The organism is Lachnoanaerobaculum gingivalis, from assembly GCF_003862475.1.
GTDB lineage: Bacteria > Bacillota > Clostridia > Lachnospirales > Lachnospiraceae > Lachnoanaerobaculum > Lachnoanaerobaculum gingivalis.
The window spans coordinates 62,599-81,678 of record NZ_RRCO01000006.1 but is presented as its reverse complement, the minus strand read 5'-3'; the positions used below and the strand labels follow the sequence as shown (position 1 = coordinate 81,678).

General features: G+C 37.1%; 18 protein-coding genes. 17 read left to right on the top strand and 1 reads right to left on the bottom strand.

The annotated features are described in order from the left end of the window. Positions 1-14: 14 nt before the first annotated feature. The 12 genes from EHV10_RS12200 (at position 15) to EHV10_RS12160 (ending at position 12,839) form a co-directional block, all read left to right on the top strand. Complete coding sequence (locus tag EHV10_RS12200; protein WP_128674884.1) at positions 15-4,970, top strand: RHS repeat-associated core domain-containing protein; 4,956 nt, start codon at positions 15-17, stop codon at positions 4,968-4,970. A gap of 3 nt (positions 4,971-4,973) precedes the next feature. Further along, positions 4,974-9,890 carry an FtsK/SpoIIIE domain-containing protein gene (locus EHV10_RS12195; RefSeq protein ID WP_128674883.1) on the top strand — a complete coding sequence of 1,639 codons (4,917 nt, stop codon included), beginning with the start codon at positions 4,974-4,976 and terminating at the stop codon, positions 9,888-9,890. Then, on the top strand, positions 9,887-10,135 hold the full coding sequence (locus tag EHV10_RS12190; RefSeq protein WP_128674882.1) for an EsaB/YukD family protein: 249 nt from the start codon (positions 9,887-9,889) through the stop codon (positions 10,133-10,135). Before EHV10_RS12195 ends, EHV10_RS12190 begins: the two co-directional genes overlap by 4 nt. Before the next feature lie 15 nt (positions 10,136-10,150). Continuing rightward, the gene (locus tag EHV10_RS12185; RefSeq protein ID WP_128674881.1) at positions 10,151-10,453 is read left to right on the top strand and encodes a WXG100 family type VII secretion target; all 303 of its coding nucleotides are present in this window, start codon (positions 10,151-10,153) and stop codon (positions 10,451-10,453) included. A gap of 12 nt (positions 10,454-10,465) precedes the next feature. Continuing rightward, entirely contained in the window at positions 10,466-10,777 is a 312-nt protein-coding gene (locus tag EHV10_RS12180) for a WXG100 family type VII secretion target (protein WP_128674880.1), read from the top strand. A 34-nt stretch (positions 10,778-10,811) separates the two neighbouring features. Continuing rightward, positions 10,812-11,141, top strand: coding sequence for a hypothetical protein (locus EHV10_RS12175; RefSeq protein WP_128674879.1), 330 nt, complete (start codon positions 10,812-10,814; stop codon positions 11,139-11,141). A gap of 13 nt (positions 11,142-11,154) precedes the next feature. After that, entirely contained in the window at positions 11,155-11,295 is a 141-nt protein-coding gene (locus EHV10_RS14560; RefSeq protein ID WP_158609920.1) for a hypothetical protein, read from the top strand. An 8-nt stretch (positions 11,296-11,303) separates the two neighbouring features. Beyond that, positions 11,304-11,474 (top strand): hypothetical protein, encoded by a 171-nt coding sequence (locus tag EHV10_RS14555; protein ID WP_158609919.1) that lies wholly within the window; start codon positions 11,304-11,306, stop codon positions 11,472-11,474. Between the two features lie 124 nt (positions 11,475-11,598). Beyond that, positions 11,599-11,907 (top strand): CHAP domain-containing protein, encoded by a 309-nt coding sequence (locus EHV10_RS12170; RefSeq protein WP_128674878.1) that lies wholly within the window; start codon positions 11,599-11,601, stop codon positions 11,905-11,907. A gap of 6 nt (positions 11,908-11,913) precedes the next feature. Then, a complete protein-coding gene (locus EHV10_RS14550; protein WP_158609918.1) occupies positions 11,914-12,057 on the top strand; it encodes a hypothetical protein in 144 nt (47 codons plus the stop codon). Positions 12,058-12,069: 12 nt separating this feature from the next. Further along, positions 12,070-12,615: an RICIN domain-containing protein gene (locus EHV10_RS12165; RefSeq protein ID WP_128674877.1), complete on the top strand. Its 546-nt coding sequence runs from the start codon at positions 12,070-12,072 to the stop codon at positions 12,613-12,615. After that, positions 12,612-12,839, top strand: coding sequence for a hypothetical protein (locus EHV10_RS12160; RefSeq protein ID WP_128674876.1), 228 nt, complete (start codon positions 12,612-12,614; stop codon positions 12,837-12,839). Before EHV10_RS12165 ends, EHV10_RS12160 begins: the two co-directional genes overlap by 4 nt. Before the next feature lie 93 nt (positions 12,840-12,932). Here the strand turns inward: EHV10_RS12160 and EHV10_RS12155 are convergent, their stop codons facing one another. Continuing rightward, a complete protein-coding gene (locus EHV10_RS12155) occupies positions 12,933-13,169 on the bottom strand; it encodes a hypothetical protein (protein WP_007595311.1) in 237 nt (78 codons plus the stop codon). A gap of 160 nt (positions 13,170-13,329) precedes the next feature. Between EHV10_RS12155 and trkA the strand changes: the two genes are divergently transcribed. The 5 genes from trkA (at position 13,330) to EHV10_RS12130 (ending at position 18,903) form a co-directional block, all read left to right on the top strand. Then, positions 13,330-14,688, top strand: coding sequence for a Trk system potassium transporter TrkA (trkA, locus tag EHV10_RS12150; protein WP_128674875.1), 1,359 nt, complete (start codon positions 13,330-13,332; stop codon positions 14,686-14,688). Then, the gene (locus tag EHV10_RS12145; protein WP_128674874.1) at positions 14,688-16,136 is read left to right on the top strand and encodes a TrkH family potassium uptake protein; all 1,449 of its coding nucleotides are present in this window, start codon (positions 14,688-14,690) and stop codon (positions 16,134-16,136) included. The genes trkA and EHV10_RS12145 overlap by 1 nt, the downstream gene beginning before the upstream one ends. Before the next feature lie 84 nt (positions 16,137-16,220). After that, the gene (locus tag EHV10_RS12140; RefSeq protein WP_128674873.1) at positions 16,221-17,291 is read left to right on the top strand and encodes a methionine ABC transporter ATP-binding protein; all 1,071 of its coding nucleotides are present in this window, start codon (positions 16,221-16,223) and stop codon (positions 17,289-17,291) included. Continuing rightward, positions 17,248-17,928 (top strand): methionine ABC transporter permease, encoded by a 681-nt coding sequence (locus tag EHV10_RS12135; RefSeq protein ID WP_128674872.1) that lies wholly within the window; start codon positions 17,248-17,250, stop codon positions 17,926-17,928. Before EHV10_RS12140 ends, EHV10_RS12135 begins: the two co-directional genes overlap by 44 nt. A 75-nt stretch (positions 17,929-18,003) precedes the next feature. Continuing rightward, positions 18,004-18,903 carry a MetQ/NlpA family ABC transporter substrate-binding protein gene (locus tag EHV10_RS12130; protein ID WP_128674871.1) on the top strand — a complete coding sequence of 300 codons (900 nt, stop codon included), beginning with the start codon at positions 18,004-18,006 and terminating at the stop codon, positions 18,901-18,903. Positions 18,904-19,080 lie beyond the last annotated feature (177 nt).

The following is a 19,080-nucleotide window of genomic DNA, read 5'->3' as shown; positions in this document are numbered from 1 at the left end:
AATGAGGGAAGTTAATGAACGATATTTTTATGAATTTTGCATCCATACAAAGTCTTTCCGGTAGAACAGGAGGGATTAGAAGCAGTATTGCGGGATGTAGTCAGGAACTAAGAAGTATTGCTTACGGATTGGAGCTTGGCCGCAGTGGAGATAGTATAAGAGCGGCCTTGAGTAATTTATCAAACCAGTGTAGTGTGCAGTCACAAAAAGTTGCAATGATGGGAAGTACATTACAACAGGCAGCTCAGATTATGCGTAGTGCAGAGAGTCGTGTAATACAAAACAATTCTATGACAAGCTTTCAAAAGGCTCTTCAAGGTAAGTATGAAAGAGGCCTTAAGGCAGCTGCAGCGGCAGGACTTGCAGGTGGGGGTATGCGTGCCGGCGGTGGATATGGAGGTGATCCGGTAAGTATGTTTTCCGGAAGCTTTCTGTGGCAAATAACACCTTTGCAGACTTATACAGGAGAAATTCTTGCGTTTACAATGTATTATGACACTGTATATACAAGAGATGAGGGGATGGGTAAAGGGTTTAGACATAATTTCATGAGTAGAATTCATCCTGCGGATAATGGAATCTGGGGAATATTTGAAGGTGATGGAAGCAGCACTTTTTTCGGAGAGGGAGAAGATCAAGTATTTTATCCGCAACATCCTTCAGTAAAAAAGCTGGTGAGAAAGGGAGAAGGATTTTGGTATTATGATCAGGAGCTTTTACAGGCGAAGGAATATGATAAAAAGGGTCGCCTTGTAGCTGAGTATATTCAGGGTAAAGAAGTAAAGCGATTGATTTATGATGGAGATTATTTAATAAAAGTTAATGCACAACATGGCTATTCATACGAGTTTACTTATGAAGAAGACCATATTGTTCAAATTACTGATAATATAGGTCGATACATAAAACTGGAGTATTATAATGATCTGCTGTCAGGTATGACTATTCATCTTGAGAAGGACGCTCCATTTATTGATCAATATAATTGCAGAAGATTTTGTCTGTTTTACAATGACAGGGGATATCTGACAAAAATCACAGGACCTGATGATAAACCATTATTTGATAATACATATGACGAGATGGGTAGAGTCATACATCAGTCCATGGGAGAAGGACGCTTTTTCTCATTTAAATATGAAGGAAATAAAACAACAAATATTGACGAAACAGGATTTACTACCGAATATATTCATGATGAAAGAGGAAATCTTCTTCATATGGAAAATCCTATTACGAAATATGAAGCAGAATATGATGCTCATGATCGTATAATAAAGAAGGTTACAAATGAAACGGATGTTGTGATATATGATTATAATGCATTTGGGCAATTGATTTCTGTTGTTAAGTCAGGATTTTCACATGAGTTTTTTTATAATGATAATCACAAACTGGATGAGTATACTTTTAATGGTAGAAGTTATTTAAAAATTCATTATGACCTTTTAGATAATGTGATTGCGATGGATTACCCGGGTGAAGAAGTACATAAGTTTTTCTACGATGAGGAAAACAGGCTGATAGGATATGAGGCACAGGGAGAAAGCTGCAGATTATTATATGATGAAAGAGGATTTATTGTAAATGTAGATGCACCTGAAGAGTTTTCAGAGGAATACAGCTATGATGGAATCGGAAGAATTACAAATGTAAAAATAGGAAATGGAAGAGAAGTTATAATACATTATGCTTTTGATGATTTGATTGGCTATATTTGTGATGACCTTGAAAGAAGTGTAGCATGTAAATATTCTCTTACAGGTTTCATGCTTTCATATGAAGAGGGAGAGCAAAAAATAACTTGTACATATGATGAATACGGAAATCTTACAGAGCTCGATTTACCGGGTGAAGACGTACACCATATGGAATACGATATTCAAGGCAATTTGCTAAAACACTATCAAGGAGAATTTTTGTTGGAAGGTTGTACCTATGATGAAAACAATAGGGTAATAAAGGTAGAAGACGGATTTGGTTACGAAGAGTCTTATACATGGAATATTTGGAATCAGCCTACGAAGATAATAAATAGCAATGGTTTGGTTGTAGATATAGGATATAATGAAAATCATTTTTTAGAGGAGATGTCAGTAGATGATTTTCATGTTACTTACCAATATGACGAGGATGGCAGACTTTCTTCCATTTCAGATGATGCAGGAAGATATGGTATTTATGAATATGATTCAGCAGATAGATTGATTCAGGTAAATACATTCCAGGCACAGATAGAATTGTCATATGATAATTTTTCAAATATTACTCTGATTTCTATGGCTGATTTTGGATATCTTTTGCAAAATGGTTATGATGCATATAATAGACATACCGGAGGTAAAACTCTCGGAGAAGCATTTTACCGTATCTGGTATGGTACAGGAGAGATGAACAAGATTGAAATAGTTGGAGAAACGATAGGTCTTGCACATGATAGTGGAGGAAGGGTAGTGACTCTTACAAATTATCTTGGAAAAGAGGTAGAAAAGAAATTTGATCAGTATGACGGTTTGGTTTCTATAGGTTCCGGTGAGTTACAGGATAGCATAAGCTATGGATATGATGAGGCACGAAGAATAAAATGGGTTAAAGATGAGCATGGAAAAGCAATATTCTTTTCATATAATGGAATGGGAATAATGCTTGGAGTATACCATTTGTTATCAAGAGAATATAGCGTAGAAGAATTGAATCGAGGTGATGCAGAGTGGGCTCAGGACGAGAGCTCTGCTTGTTATATCGCAAATATTGATTATAAAAAAAGAACAGTTTCTCTAAAAGACAGCTTGGGAAATATAAGTACTCAGGAAATGACTTCCGGAGGTATTCTAAAGAAAAGCTATGATGCTATTGGTGATAGTAAAGAAATTACATATGATGCACTTTTAAGAGTTACGGGAATTTTTGAAAAGGGTAGCCATAATGAAGAAAGTACTTTTAGATATGAACAGGACAGAATCACTGAAGCAACCAACTCCAATGGACAAGTTAGCTTTGACTATGATTTAGCCGGTAGAGTAGTAGGAGTACACTATCCGGATGGAAGTATTGCCGGTTATGAGTGGAATCAAGCTAATCTTTGTACTGCAATGTTGTATCCTGACGGTAGTAGAGTAGAATACAGTTATGATAGCTTTGGAAACCTGATTCAAACACATCTTCCCGGAGATACTGTACATTATCGCTATGATGAAAGACATAGATTAGTAAAAAAACAATCAGAAAGATTAAGTCATAGTTTTACATATCATGAAAATGGGAAATTGGAAACATTAAAAGTACAGGATGAAGAAGGAACTGTACTGGAAATTAGATATGCTTATGATGAGTATTATAATCTTATTACAGAGAAAAAAATCTTAAAAAGAGGCATAAATCCTATATCTTATGGTTATGAATATGATAAAAGAGGATTTTTGGTTAAGACATTAAAAGATGGAGAGACTTGGGGGGAATATATTTATGATGCTGCAGGCAACCGAATATACTCTAAAGAGCAAGGAGAAGAGGCAAGCTATTCTTATAATGTAGAGAATCAATTGCTTGAAAAAAAGATTTCAGAACATATATATACTTATGAATACAATACCAGAGGAGATATGATATATGAATATCTTGATGGTAAGGTTTTGGCACAGTATCAATATAATGGATTAGGACAACTTTTACAGGTGTCTAATGAGAGTGGAACAGTAAACTATAGATATGATGCCATGGGAAATCGTTTAGAGGCTGATTTTGCATATAAAGATTTAAAAAAGGAAAAGGAAATCTATTACCCGAATTATTTAGTAGACAATGGACAGGTTCTTTGTAAAAGAAAAAATAGTGAAAACATAACTCATAATCAGTACTTTGATGGAAGCCCTTTGGCAGAGGATATGGAAGGTAGATTGATTTGGGATGTTTTTGATGCCAATCAAAGCCTTGTACTTCGTCTTGAGAGAGAAAATAGTTATGAGATGTTAGATTATTCACCATTTGGTGTGTGTGAGAAGCATAGTACAGGTGGAGAGTTTGCAATTTTCTCTACAGTATATGGATTTGGGGCGCTGTTACAGGATGATTTTCTGAAAAGACAGATAAGTTATACAAGAGTTTATGATCCACAAAATGGCAGATTTCAATCCAGAGATGCTATTATAGGGGATCCTAGAAATCCGAGAAGTTTTAACAGGTATATTTATAGCCAAAATGACCCACAAAATAAACAGGATCCGGACGGATTTTGTGCTTTCCTCACTTGTCTGCTTAGTGGTGTAGCGAAGGCAGGAGCATATTTGGCAAAGGAAGCAATAGTAGCAGGAAAATCAATTGTTTCAAATGTTGCAATGAATGCAATTCAAGGTAAGCCGTTAAATATTTTGGGAGAAATGGGAAATTATGCTAAAAATTATCGCTGGGACAAGATGCTTTGGAATACAGCAGGAGAATTTGCTACAGGATGTTTGGACCCAATATGCGGTGGCATGGCGAGTGCTTTGAAAAATGGTATTAAATTTGCCACTAAAATAGGAGGCAACGCACTTGATTGTGCAAGAGAGGGACGCCCATTCTTCTCAGCTGAAAATGCAATGCGATTGACCGGAGATATGGTTGGAGATGCATTAGGTAAGGCCGGAAAAAGGATTGTTGGTGGACTTTATGATGCTGTGGGAAATAAGCTGGTAAATGGTGCAAGGTCAAGAATAAAAAGCGCTTTTAATAGTCCTGCAGGAAAGATTTTGGGAGAAGTTGTAGGAAAAGGTAATATGAGAAGAGCCAGAGAGTTCTTGAATCAAAATGTTAGTAAAGAGAAATTCTATGAATTGGCAGAGAGGGCATACAAGAGAGCTTCTGATGCAATAGTTGGTGAATTTAAGAAACCAAGAGCAGAAGGTGCTAATTTCTGTGAAGGTGCCAGAGCACAGGGAGAGGGAATTGGAGCATGTGCTCGTAACCCGGTACAAGCTTGGGCAAGGGGGTAGTTTATGATTAAATCATTAACTTTTTTTGCTAATAGCGGATTTTACGAAGTAACACTTCCTGCTATCAATAATGAGGATTACCTTCTGTCAATGGAAAATGTAAAGCATCCCGAACTTAAAGGTTTGAATTTGCGTTTTGAAGTTGTTCATGATATATGGTATTTATTAGAAGTATCAGGTGGATATATTATTAGTGGAGAGAGAGGTGATAAATCCCTATTTTCAGGAGATGTTATTAATATTGTAAAAGGCGGAGCAGAAATCGCTGTTATGTTCCAAGAGTCTACAGAGGCTTTTAGAGATTTGGCAAAGGTGGTGCTTTCAGATCGAAGAATGGTCAGTATAGGAAGAGACAGAGGCTGTGATATTGTTCTTGATTATAAAAATATGGTGTCATCTCATCATGCCCTTTTACGATTTCAAGATGGTAGTTGGTACATCAAAGATGCAAGCACAAACGGTACTTTTGTAAATGATAAGAAACTTACAGATGAAAAGAAACTTCATCGTGGAGATATTATTGTAATTATAGGAATTCGCATGATGTTTCTTGGAAATTACCTTGCTGTTGATATAAGAAGTAAGACCTATACAGTGAGACTTAACGGTATGAAAATACTTAATGAAAAAAATTTCCAAGCAAAGGCGAGAAAGCTATATACAAAGGATGAAAAGCTTTTCCATCGTTCTCCAAGGCGACTTTTTCCTATGAAGAAAAAGATATTCGATATTGATAATCCTCCTGAAAAAGAGCCGGAAGATACTGCTTCCGTTTTGTGGCAAATAGGACCATCTATGACTATGGTTATACCTATGATGTTTGGAACTATGATGGCTAACAGCCCTAATGCAGGTATGGGGGCCAGTGGTATGATAATGGCTGTAGCGTCTGCCGGAATTGGAGTATTTTGGGGAGTTGCGAATTATAATAAGGCTAAACATGATCGTATATGCAAAGAAAAACGAAGAATTACATCGTACACAGAGTACTTACAGGAAAAGGGGCTTGAGATTGAGGAGGATTATAAACAGCGTAGAGTGGCATTGGAAAGAATTTATAATCCTGCCCATTTCTATTTGGAAAATTTCACTGAGGATACACTTTGGACCAGAAATCCTGCCCACGAAGATTTTATGTATTATAGATTAGGGATCGGTTCAATGCCTTCTTTGGCAGAGATTAATGTAACCAAGCAGGGGTTTAGAGTGGAAAAGGATCCTTGGCAAGGTAGAGGTGAAGCAATAAAAAAATCCTTTGAAGAACTGAAAGAGGTTCCGATAGGGGTTAATTTGATGGATTACAGTATTATTGGTGTAGTCAGTGAAAAGAAATCTGCGGCTATGGATATTCTAAGGCTTTTAGCAGCTCAAATTGCTTATAATAACTGCTATACTGATATGAGAATTGCAGCTGTTTTTAATGGATGTAATGAAGAGGAAGCAACATCTTTAGAGGTTTTGAAATGGCTACCACACTGCTGGTCACCGGATAAACGTACGAGATATATTGCGGGTGACAGAGAAGAGGCAAGAGAGGTATTCTTTGAACTGGCTCAGGTACTAAGAGATCGTTTTAATACTGATGATAATGATAAGGTACAAAAGTTCTTGCCACATTATGTTTTATTCATAACAGAGCAAGAGTATCTCGAAGGAGAAATAATAAAAGGCTTTATTGAAAATGAGAAGAATGTTGGTTTACATACAGTTATTGTAGCAGAAACTGTGACAGACTTGCCTAATACTGTAGACTTTGTGATTCAAAATGATGAGGAGTTTTGTGGATTTTATTCACTTTTAGCTGATTTTGAGGATAGAATCAAGTTATTGCCGGACTACATTGCAGCCAGACATTTGGAAAGAATCACAAGAAGAATTGCTCATTATCGTGTAAAAGAAAACAGTGTCAGTTCAGGATTACCTTCAGGAATTGAGTTTGTGGAAATGTATGGCGTACATTCTTTGAAAGAATTGGGCGTAAAAAATCGATGGATTAAAAATCGACCATATGAATCAATGGGAGCATTAGTGGGAGTAAAGGATGGAGGAAAGCCTTGCTTTTTGGATATTCATGAAAAGTATCATGGACCACATGGACTTGTAGCAGGTACTACAGGATCAGGAAAAAGTGAAACACTTCAAACATATTTGCTGTCATTGGCTATTAACTTCAGTCCTGATGATGTTGCTTATTTTATTATTGACTACAAAGGTGGTGGTATGGCAAATTTGTTTGATGGTCTGCCACATATGGTTGGAGCGATTTCCAACTTATCAGGAAGTCAGGTACAACGTGCCTTGGTATCAATAAAAAGTGAAAACAGAAGACGTCAAAGAATGTTAAATGAGGCCGGAGTTAATAATATAAACAGTTATACAAGATTGTATAAAGAAGGCGGCATATCAGAACCCATGCCTCATCTATTGATAATAGTGGACGAGTTTGCTGAACTAAAGCGAGAAGAACCTGATTTTATGAAGCAACTTATAAGTGTTGCCCAAGTAGGACGTTCATTGGGCGTACATCTTATCTTGTCTACTCAAAAGCCGGCCGGTACAGTAGATGAGAATATTTGGAGTAACTCCAAATTCAGGCTGTGTTTGCGAGTGCAAGATGTACAGGACTCTAAAGATATGTTGAAGAAGCCGGATGCAGCATATCTAATACATCCGGGTAGATGCTATTTGCAGGTAGGACAGGACGAGGTTTATGAGCTGTTTCAATCAGGATATAGTGGTGCTGTTTATCATGAAGAGGAACAAAGTAAACAAATTGCAAGTATGCTAAATTTGAATGGTAGAGTTTCTTTGGTAGGTAATGCGAATCAAAGAAGAATGGCGCAGGAAAAGAAGCGTGTATGGGCGTTGAAAATTATTGATTTGATGTTTGCATACCGGAGAGAGCGTGAGGACTATTCTCTTCATTCACAAAAAGAAATTGTGGAGGATTTGCAGGAGATTTTACAAAAAGAAGGAATGCCTTTTGAAAAAAATGAGAGGAATGAAAATAAATTATATGCTCTTTTCAATTTTTTAGCAGAACATTCACAAGAATCTAAAGAGGAAGTTCTTTGCAAATATATGGAAAAATTGGAGAAAACCGGAGAAGAGCTTCCGGCACAGAAACAAAACTCACAGTTGGATGCCGTCATCTCGCACCTTCATGATGTCTTTGTGGAAAATAGATACAGATTGCCGAAGCCTTTGTGGATGGATCCGTTAAAAGAAAGAATTGAGTGGAGAGGACTAAAGCAGAATCAGGAAGAAGGTGTGACGGAACACAGAGTTGTACCGGTAGCATTAGGTTTAGTGGACCATCCAAGCAACCAAGAGCAGTTTGTGTTGGAGTATGATTTAGAGTCTATGGGAAATACTTTAGTTTTGGGTATTCCGGGTAGTGGTAAGAGTACCTTTTTACAGACTTTATTATATGGATTGTTAACAAAACACAGTCCATCACAGCTTCAAGTATATGGAGTAGACTTCAGCAGCCAGATAACTGCATGTTTTGAAAGATTTCCTCACTGTGGCGGAATTGTATTTGAGAATGAAGATGAGAAATTGGAAAGGCTGTTGCATCTTTTAGAAAGAATTCTGGAAGATAGAAAAAAATTAATTAGAGGACAGAGTTTCTTTGACTATAATAAAATGGTTAACAATAAGTTGCCGGTTATATTATTTTACATTGATCAATACAGTAATTTTAGAAACCAGGTGAGCGATGATACTGAGGAGTTTTTGGTAAAGTTGAGCAGAGAAGGGGTGGCATATGGAATATATATGATTTTATCAACTACCTCTTTGTATTCTGCGGATATTGCGTCTAAGCTGGCAAAAAACTTTACACAGGCCTATCCATTGGAACAGAAGGATAAATTCGATTATACAGAGGCATTGAGTCTTATGCGTATTGAGACATTGCCTGAACAAGGAGTAAAGGGACGTGGACTGATGCGAATGGATGATTTTGCTTTGGAGTTCCAAGTTGCACTGGTAGATGAAGCACTTTCAGATTATGACAGAGCTCAAAAAATTATTGCGGAGGGAAGAGAAAAAGATGAAACATGGAATGGAATTCGTCCGGCCCCAATTCCTACTATTCCGGAAAATGCTACATTTGACATTTTTGTAGAGGATACTCAGGTACGAAAGGCTATTGAAGATCCGACTGTACTTCCGTTTGCTTATAATCTAAGGGATGCTATGCCATATAATATTTCATTGATTAGAAGTCTTGGATATCTTATCTCAGGTAAGTCTATGACAGGTAAAACCAATGCATTACAAATGATTTATCGAATAGCGGCAGAAAAAAAGGGAAATGTTTATTATATTGATATTACAGGAAATGCGCTACATTTGCCTGAGTATGAAAATACACGAATAATTGACGACTTAGACGGAATGTATAAGATGTGTGAAGAACTTATTCCGGTATTGAGAGAGAGAAATAAGCAAAAGAAAGCTCTTGAAAGTGAAGATTATACACCCGAAGAAATTTTTGCACATATGCAAGATGAAACTCCAATATTTATTCTTATTGATGGAATACAGGAACTTTTGGAGAAGCTTCAATCTGCGACAGGACAATATACTAATATTCGTTCTTTATTTGAAAATTTCGCAGATAAGGGTAGACTACACAAAATCTACTTCATTATGACATTAAATAGTGATCAAACTTCTCAAGTTTTGGGATATAAATTTATGGAGTTTATTACCAAGAAGATTGATGGAATACATTTAGGAGGAAATTGTATCTCTCAAAGAATTCTGAATTTTGATAAGCTAAGTTATCAGCAACAGAATCAAGCCCTAAAACCGGGTTATGCATATGTGAGTACTTATGAGGAAGATAGTGCTCAGGAAGTATATGTGCCTATGGCAAGAACCAGGAAAAAAGGAGGGGAAAAACAATGATTATAGTGGATGTGAATGTTTTTATATTGGATAAATTCTATGATTTTGAGTTGAATGAAGATGCAAAGGTAAAAGAAGTTATTGAGGAGATTGTACATATGGTGGAACAAAAAGAAAAAACCGCCTTTACAGGAGATATAAAAGATATGATACTGGTAGACAATTTTAGAAAAGATATTTTGAATCCGGATTATACTTTGGCTCAGCAGGGAATTGACTCTGGATGGAATCTAAGTCTGGTATAAAGATAAGGAGGTATTATGGGTCAGTATGTAGGTGTTGATGTACAGGTGTTAAAGAATGATTTGGATGAGTTAAAGGAATCAATTGCTGCTTTGAAAAAGACTTTTGGACAAACAAGCTCAAGCGTGGAAAGCTTGAAGAGCAAGTGGAAAGGAGAGGCTGCAATTCAGTTTATGAATTACTTTGCTCAGGAAACGCAGATGTATGAACAAATGATAGTAGAGTTGGAGCTACTTCAAGAAAAGTTTGCACAATCCCAAAAGGACTATGCAACTGCTAAGAATGAATTGCGCCGGTTAGTAGATGACTTTCGTGTATAAAGGAGGCAAAAAATGAGTGAGTTACAGGTAAGTACGGAAGTACTGCGACAGGAGGCAGAAAAGACGGTCACCGATATTAGAAAAATGAAGCAAGTTCTGGATAAACAAAGAGCCATTATAAGAAGAATGGGCGGATATTGGCAAGGTGAGGGATATGATACTGCTATCAAAACCTATATGACTCTTTCAAATAAATCATCTGAGGTGTTGAATCGGCTCGAGGATATTCCAACAAGGCTATTTGATATTGCTGAAGTATATGAGGAAATGGAAAGAGTAAATCAAGAAATTGCTTCAGATCTGCCAAGTTCATTATTAGAGTAATAAGTATGTGATTTGTGAAAAGAAAGGAGATTGTATGGCTTATAGTTCAGACTCATATCGTATGCAACAAATTAATTTTCAATACAGAGAGGCAATGAGAAAGGCTAATCGCTTGGATGAATTGGCAAATAAGTTGTCAAGAAGGGGAGCCGGAGAAATAAAAAATTTATCAACGGATGTCAGAACGCAGTGGAGAGGTGATGAGGCAAATGTATTTTCTAAAAAAAATGCCATAATCGAAGCAGAGGTACTAAAAACTGTAAAGCAGATTAGAAATTGTGCAGCTACTATTAGACGAATCGCCAGACAAACTATGCAAAGGGAAATGGAAGCTGCACGGATTGCAGCGAGAAGAGCAAGATAAAATGAGGAAATATATGAAGTGTTTTGAACATGCGGTAAATTCTGAGGTATTAGGTAATGGAAGTAAGGAGATAAAAAATGTTGCTCCACCATTAAGCTATTCTTATGTAAGGGATAATACATCACCTGCAGGAACTTTCGATAGAAGAGCCTGAAACTCATATTGATAAAAAATAAAGTAGGAGCGGGAAAGACAATAACAATACTCATGTGTAGCTTTGTCTTGTTTATGGGTATAGTTATTGTAAAAAATAAAGTTGAAAAGCAGATAGCAGAGGAGAAAAAGACTGAATACAGAGAATCTAGAGTTAGAGCACTTTATGCCGGTAAGTAATTTTACCGGTTCCTTTTATTTAAGTTAATAAAACAACACTTTTGTGTGGGTACATTAATCAGAAAAAAAGTATAATAATATATCTGGATATTATATAAATTATTAAATACTCAAGGAGATTTTAATGAAATTCTCAACATCTGTTTTGCTTGGATTGTCAGTTTCGGCATTTATAAGTATACCGTCGTTTGCAGCAACTACTACTGTACAGCCTACAAGAGAGGCGGCTGTTGAATGGGTAAAGTCTAAAGTAGGCACTGCTATTGATTATGATGGAGCATATGGTGCGCAATGTGTTGATTTGATTAAAGGTTACAGCAATGAACTTTGGAATTATTATAGTCTAAGGGGGAATGCAAGAGACTATGTTTCAAATCAATTACCGGATGATTGGGCTAGATATTCACCGGGACAGGCTACACCGGAGCCGTGAGACATTGTGGTATTTGGAGGTGGACAGTTCGGAGTCAGTTCCTATGGTCATATAGGTATTGTATATGCTGTCGATTCAGATAAGTATTATATAGATTATAGTGGTGCTTACAGTGGTTCACCCGGTGAAAAGAGAAGTGCAGCATTGTGAAGATATACTGCTTTGATAAAACCAAGTTTTTCATCAATAGGAGTTTCCTTAAGCAGTGCATCTGAGATTTCAAACGGAGAATATTTCTTTGAAAATGCTGCAGGAGGAGTATTGACGATAGATGATTATACAGGAAATGGAGCTAATGTGAATATCACCGATATTTCAGGATTATATCGTCAAATGTGGAGAATAGAGAAACTTTCTGATAATTCTTTTAAACTCACCTCAATGCATACAGGTAAAGGCGTAAATGTCAGTGGTGATGGAGCGGTAGCAAGAGAGAATAATAGGAATGTATGGGCGTGGGAGTATGTAAATGATGGTACAGCTAATTGGTATATTATTAGTGATGGAGACGGATGGTATAGGCTGATTTGTAAATACTCGGGAAAAGCATTGTCAGTGACATCTGACGAGAATGTTGTACAAAGAAATTATGATTCAGGTAAAGATCAAAAGTGGAGAATAAAATCAAAGGCGTCTTGGGATACAGAACAACAATCTCAAAAAACACAGGAAATACAAATGGGAATTATACATATAATACATAGATGAATATAGGTGGAGATTGGTATCATTTTAATAACTTGGGATATGCATCAAGTGGATGGGAAGAGATAGGTGGTAATTGGTATTATTTTGACTCAGGGTGCAGTATGATAACAGGATGGGTAAATTCAGACGGCAACTGGTATTATTTAGATACTGTTTATGGAGTATTATTTGATACTGTTACACCGGATGGATACTATGTAGATGAAGATGGAATTTGTAGATAGTATAAGTATGGGTTGCTGTTACATGATGTAAAACGGGGGCGTGTAAAAAATGTTGATTCATTTTTTACACGCCCCAATTTAGGTAAATATATTTTATTCACCCTGATACATGAACTTTATTATTCTTTCAACGTCTTCTTTATCATGTGCTACAAGATCAAGTTCCTTGATATAGCCGTTTGAAAAGATGTTTGCCATTGAAAGATACTGTGTAAGCTTACTCTTAAGGTTGATTCTGTCACCTTCAGGGGAAACAAGCTCAACTGTTCCTTTGCATTCATCGATTACTTTGAAAAAAGCATCAACATCTTTGATATTTTGTACTTTCACATAAACCTCCATACAAATCTATTTTTTTACAGTATAGCAAAATAGATATGCAGAGTAAAGAAGTGAATTTCTTGGATATGGCAAATATAAGTTTATTGTGCTACAATAGGCAGATGTCACAGAGTGACATAATATAAGTATTTCAATAATGGAGAAGGAAATGCAGATAATAATCGTAGGCTGCGGCAAGGTCGGTTCGACTATTGCAGAGCAACTTAGTGCGGAAGGACATGATATAACAATAGTTGATACAGATGAAGCGGTTGTAAAGGCTTTGGCGGCCAGACTGGATATAATGGGTGTTACAGGAAACGGAGCAACACATAGTGTACTGGAGGAAGCCGGAATAGAAGATTCCGATCTTTTGATTGCAGTTACCGAATCGGATGAGTTAAACCTTCTATGCTGCATGGTAGGAAAAAAGGCCGGAGCGGAGCATACCATAGCCAGAGTAAGAAATCCGGAGTACAGTCAGGACATAGGATTTATGAAAAAAGAACTTGGACTTGCTATGACCATCAATCCGGAGTATGCGGCTTCTACAGAAATGGCAAGACTTTTAAGATTCCCTTCAGCTATAGAAATAGATACTTTCGGAAGAGGAAGAGTGGAGCTTTTGGAATATAAGATTTCCGAGGGCAATATACTTGTCGGAAAGAGCCTTATAGATGTCGGAAGAAATATAAAGTCGGATGTGCTTATATGCGCAGTGGAAAGAGGCGAAGAGGTCATTATACCAAACGGTAGCTTTGTGTTACAAAGCGGAGATATTGTAAGCATAGTAGCTTCTACAGAAAATGCAAAGGACTTCTTTAAGAAAGTCGGATGCAGCAGTAGCGGTGTAAGAGATACAATGATAGTCGGTGGAGGAACAATCGCCTACTACCTGGCAAAGCAGCTCTTACCTCTTGGAATAAAAGTAAAGATAATAGAAAAATCCTATGAAAGATGTGAGGAACTTTCCGCAATGCTGCCAAATGCGGTCATTATCCACGGTGATGCTGCGGATAAGGATGTGCTCTTGGAAGAGGGAATAGAGAAATGTTCATCCTTTGTTTCGCTTACCGGAATTGATGAGGAGAATGCATTCCTTTCACTTTATGCAAAGAGTGTTTCAAATGCCAAAATAGTTACAAAGATAAATCGTATTGCATTTGATGATATTATAGAGAAGTTCGATCTTGGAAGTATGATCTATCCTAAGCATATCACGGCGGAATATATTGTAAGATATGTAAGAGGATTGCAAAACAGTGTAGGAAGCAATAATGTGGAGGCACTTTATAAGATCATACATGGCAAGGTAGAAGCTCTGGAGTTCTATATAAGAGAAGATTCAGGAATGACAGGTGCCACCTTGGAGGCATTGCCTATAAAGGACGGTGTACTTGTTGCCGGTATTATCAGAGACGGAAAAGTGATGATACCTAACGGTAAGTCAACATTACAAAGAAATGATTCCGTTATTATAATAACAAGAATTACAGGTATGCAAAATTTAGAGGATATATTAAAGTAATGAACTATTCAATTATATTATATATAGTGGGAAAGGTGATGATGCTGGAATCGGCATGTTTTTTGATACCGGCGGTAACATCACTTATATATGGTGAGCACGAGGGCATGGCGTACTTGGTTGTGGGTGCGGTGTCTGCAATTATAGGATACCTTATTTCAAGTAAGAAAAAATTTGAAAATGTTTTCTTTGCAAGAGAAGGTTTTGTAATGGTTGCACTCTCATGGATAGTACTCAGTGTGGTGGGAGCAATTCCCTTTGTACTTACCGGTGAGATTCCTAATATGGTAGATGCTTTATTTGAAACGGTATCAGGATTTACCACTACGGGAGCAAGTATACTTGAAGATGTGGAGAGCTTAAGCCATACATCACTTATCTGGAGAAGCTTTACACACTGGGTAGGCGGTATGGGTGTTATTGTACTTCTTCTTGCCATACTTCCTATGGCAGGCGGCTACAATATGCATCTTATGAAGGCGGAAAGCCCGGGACCTGTAGTCGGAAAACTTGTTCCTAGACTTAGAGATACCGCAAAGATTCTTTATCTTATATATCTGGTAATGACGGTTATAGAGTTTGTTATTTTACTGGTTGTAAAGATGCCTATATTTGATGCCCTCTGTATTACTTTCGGTACGGCAGGTACAGGCGGCTTCGGTATAAAGGCGGACAGCCTTGGAAGTTATTCCTATGCGATACAGGTTGTGGTAACCGTCTTTATGATACTTTTCGGTGTTAACTTTAATGCCTACTTCTTACTGCTTGGAAAACATAAAAAAGATGCCTTTAAGATAGAAGAAGTCAGATGGTATTTCGGAATAATCTTAGTAGCAATCATTATAATCACAATAAATATCAGAGGATATTTTGAAAATATTTTGATAGCACTAAACCATGCGGCATTCCAGGTTGGATCGATTATTACCACTACCGGATATTCAACTACAGATTTTGATTCGTGGCCGCAGCTTTCAAGAAATGTAATAATTTTCCTTATGATGTGCGGTGCCTGTGCAGGAAGTACGGGTGGTGGAATTAAGGTTTCAAGAATTATAGTTATGTTAAAATCGGTATTTCAGGAGATAGGTTACTATATTCATCCAAGAGGTGTAAAAACTATAAAGATGGACGGTAAGGTGCTGGAAAAGCCGGTACTGAATAATATAAGAGTATTTATGCTGACATATATTATGATATATGTAATATCAATGTTTTTACTCTCACTCAATAATTTTGACTTTGAAACCAATTTTACAGCCATAGCGGCTACATTCAATAATATAGGTCCGGGACTTGCAAAGGTGGGACCTGTGGCAAACTTCAATTTGTATTCATATTTTTCAAAGCTGGTGCTTACATTTGATATGTTGGCGGGAAGGCTTGAGTTATATCCGATGCTTCTTTTATTCAGCCCCGGAGTATGGAGAATAGGAAAAGATAAATAAATTTATTTATAAAGCACTTGCAAAATCTTTGCAGGTGCTTTATAATTCCTACTAATATGATAGGAAAGAGGAAATAAAGATACGATGATTGAACTGAAAAATGTTACAAAGACTTTCAGTGCAGGAAGCGATACTGTTCATGCGGTAAAAGATGTATCTTTAGTTATAGAAAAGGGAGAGATATTCGGAATCATAGGATTTTCCGGTGCAGGAAAATCCACACTTGTAAGATGTATAAATCTTTTGGAAAGACCGAACTCGGGTAAAGTATTTGTAGATGACAAGGATCTTACAGCCCTTTCAGCTAGAGATTTAAGAAAAGCAAGAAAAAAAATCGGAATGATTTTCCAGCACTTTAATTTGATGCCTTCAAGGACGGTGGCTGATAATGTAGAATATTCACTTTTTGGAAGCGGACTTACAAAAGCTCAAAAAAAGGCTAAGGTCAGAGAACTCTTGGCACTTGTAGATATAACGGATAAAGAAAATTCATATCCGAGCCAGCTCTCAGGAGGTCAAAAGCAAAGAGTGGCGATAGCCAGGGCTCTTGCAAACGATCCGAAGGTGCTTTTATGTGATGAGGCCACTTCGGCACTGGACCCTCAGACCACGGCTTCCATTTTGGAACTTTTGCAAAGTCTTAATAAAAAGCTTGGAATCACTATAGTGGTCATTACACATGAGATGGCTGTTGTAAAGCAGATCTGTGACAGAGTGGCGGTAATGGAAAACGGTAATGTGGTGGAAGAAGGAGATGTATTCTCAATATTTGCAAACCCTAAACATCAGATTACAAAGGACTTTATAAAGACTACTTCAAATCTTCAAAAGATAGAGGGGCTTATAGCATCAGGTTCGGATGTGGTTAAGTTAAGTCCGGGAGAAGTTATACTTAGACTCAGTTATAAGAAAGCCAATACTTCGGAGGCTCTGATTTCAGAAGTTTCCAGAAAGTTTAATATAAATCTTAATATAATATATGCGGATGTGGAAATAGTAAAAGGAGCACCTATAGGCGGAACCGTGGCGATAGTCAGTGGAGAAAAGTCCGATATAGATGCGGCTATTAAGCATTTGCATGATAAGGAAGTAGGAGTGGAGGTGATAAAGGATGAAAGAATTTTTACACATTCTCTTACCAAACATATCGGCTAAACCGAATGAACTTATCGAAGCTACTTTACAAACTTTGAATATGATGGTATTATCAGGTGCAATTTCACTTTTATTCGGTCTTATATTCGGAGTTATGATAGTTGTGACTGCGCCGAAGGGGATACTTAAGAATACGTTTATCTATAACATTTTAGATAAGCTTATCAATGTATTCAGATCCATACCTTTTGTAATACTTCTTGCGGCTCTTATACCTTTTACAAGAATGGTGGTAGGAACTGCAATAGGAACAAAGGGAGCTATACTTCCGCTGGTATTCGGTACGGTACCTTTCTTTACAAGACAGATTGAAAGTGCATTGCATGAAGTGGACAACGGTCTTATAGAGGCTGCACAGAGCATGGGTTCATCACCTATAGAGATTATTTTCAGAGTGTATTTAAGAGAAAGTATGACCGGTATTATCAGAGGTGTACAGATTACATTTATATCACTTTTGGGGCTTACAGCGATGGCCGGAGCTATAGGCGGTGGCGGTCTGGGAGATTTTGCCATAAGATACGGACATCAAAGAAATCAGACTGATGTAACATATGTAACGGTAATCATTATACTTGTAATGGTAAGCTTGATACAGGGCGTTGGAAACAGAGCAATAAAGAAAAACACACATTAACAGGATTTTATACAGTGGTTTGATTATATTCGGATCACTGATAAAATATATATAATCATAAGGAGGTTTATTATTATGAGAAAATTAAGTAAATTATTGGCAGTAGGCGCTATTTTAACTTTGGGACTTACTGCATGTGGTTCAAGTCAGAAGGCGGATACAAGTGCGGAGAGCACAAAAGCGGATGCAAGCAGTGCGGCAAAAGAAAGCACTAAAGCAGGAGAGAGCAAAAAGGCTGAGGGCGATACAACAATCAAAATCGGTGTTGTAGGTGAGAACAATGAGCAGTGGACTCCGGTAATAGATGCTATGGCAAAAGAAGGTATCACTGTAGAGCTTGTAAAGTTTGCAGACTATTCATTGCCGAACAGAGCTTTAAATGACGGAGAGATTGATTTAAACGCTTTCCAGCACAAGGCATATCTTGCAAATGATATAAAGGATAACGGATATAAGATTGAGGCTATCGGTGATACAATCGTTGCACCTCTTGGAGTATATTCAAAGAAGATTGCAGATCTTTCAGAGTTAAAGGACGGCGATACAATTGCAATCCCAAGTGATGCTACAAACGGAGGTAGAGCTTTAAAGGTACTTGAGAGCGCAGGAGTTATCAAAGTAAATCCTGATGCGGGATATACACCTACACTTAGCGATATTACTGAGAATCCTAAGAATATCAAGTTCACAGAAGTAGAGGCTGCAAATACACCAAGCCTTTTACCTGATGTAGCTGCCGCAGTAATCAACGGCGGACATGCTGTAGACAACGGTTTAAATCCTGAGAACGATTCTATCTTCCTTGAGAAGGTACAGGAAGGAACAGACAATCCGTATGTAAATGTTATTGTTGCAAGAAGTGAAGACAAGGACAATGAGAATTACAAAAAGATTGTAAAGGCATACCAAAGTGATGATGTGAAGAAAGTTATTGAAGATGTATATAAGGGTGCTTATTTACCTGTATGGAAATAATTTTCTCTAAGAAATAAATAAGAGCTGTCGTATATTTCAAAAGTCGGAATATACGGCGGCTTTTTTTATAAGAGTACAGGCTTGTGGGAAGAGTTCATATATTGTTCATATCTAATTCAAAAACCTTTTACATAAAAAACAAACTTTAGCCACTTTTGTTTTCTATAATACAAAACA

Bases quoted from the DNA above. Each gene is read 5' to 3' on its own strand.
- EHV10_RS12170 (WP_128674878.1), top strand. From the start codon at position 11,599: ATGAAATTCTCAACATCTGTTTTGCTTGGATTGTCAGTTTCGGCATTT.
- trkA (WP_128674875.1), top strand. From the start codon at position 13,330: ATGCAGATAATAATCGTAGGCTGCGGCAAGGTCGGTTCGACTATTGCA.
- EHV10_RS12160 (WP_128674876.1), top strand. From the start codon at position 12,612: ATGAATATAGGTGGAGATTGGTATCATTTTAATAACTTGGGATATGCA.
- EHV10_RS12200 (WP_128674884.1), top strand. From the start codon at position 15: ATGAACGATATTTTTATGAATTTTGCATCCATACAAAGTCTTTCCGGT.
- EHV10_RS12180 (WP_128674880.1), top strand. From the start codon at position 10,466: ATGAGTGAGTTACAGGTAAGTACGGAAGTACTGCGACAGGAGGCAGAA.
- EHV10_RS12130 (WP_128674871.1), top strand. From the start codon at position 18,004: ATGAGAAAATTAAGTAAATTATTGGCAGTAGGCGCTATTTTAACTTTG.
- EHV10_RS12175 (WP_128674879.1), top strand. From the start codon at position 10,812: ATGGCTTATAGTTCAGACTCATATCGTATGCAACAAATTAATTTTCAA.
- EHV10_RS12145 (WP_128674874.1), top strand. From the start codon at position 14,688: ATGAACTATTCAATTATATTATATATAGTGGGAAAGGTGATGATGCTG.
- EHV10_RS12135 (WP_128674872.1), top strand. From the start codon at position 17,248: ATGAAAGAATTTTTACACATTCTCTTACCAAACATATCGGCTAAACCG.
- EHV10_RS12195 (WP_128674883.1), top strand. From the start codon at position 4,974: ATGATTAAATCATTAACTTTTTTTGCTAATAGCGGATTTTACGAAGTA.
- EHV10_RS12140 (WP_128674873.1), top strand. From the start codon at position 16,221: ATGATTGAACTGAAAAATGTTACAAAGACTTTCAGTGCAGGAAGCGAT.
- EHV10_RS14560 (WP_158609920.1), top strand. From the start codon at position 11,155: ATGAAGTGTTTTGAACATGCGGTAAATTCTGAGGTATTAGGTAATGGA.
- EHV10_RS12190 (WP_128674882.1), top strand. From the start codon at position 9,887: ATGATTATAGTGGATGTGAATGTTTTTATATTGGATAAATTCTATGAT.
- EHV10_RS12185 (WP_128674881.1), top strand. From the start codon at position 10,151: ATGGGTCAGTATGTAGGTGTTGATGTACAGGTGTTAAAGAATGATTTG.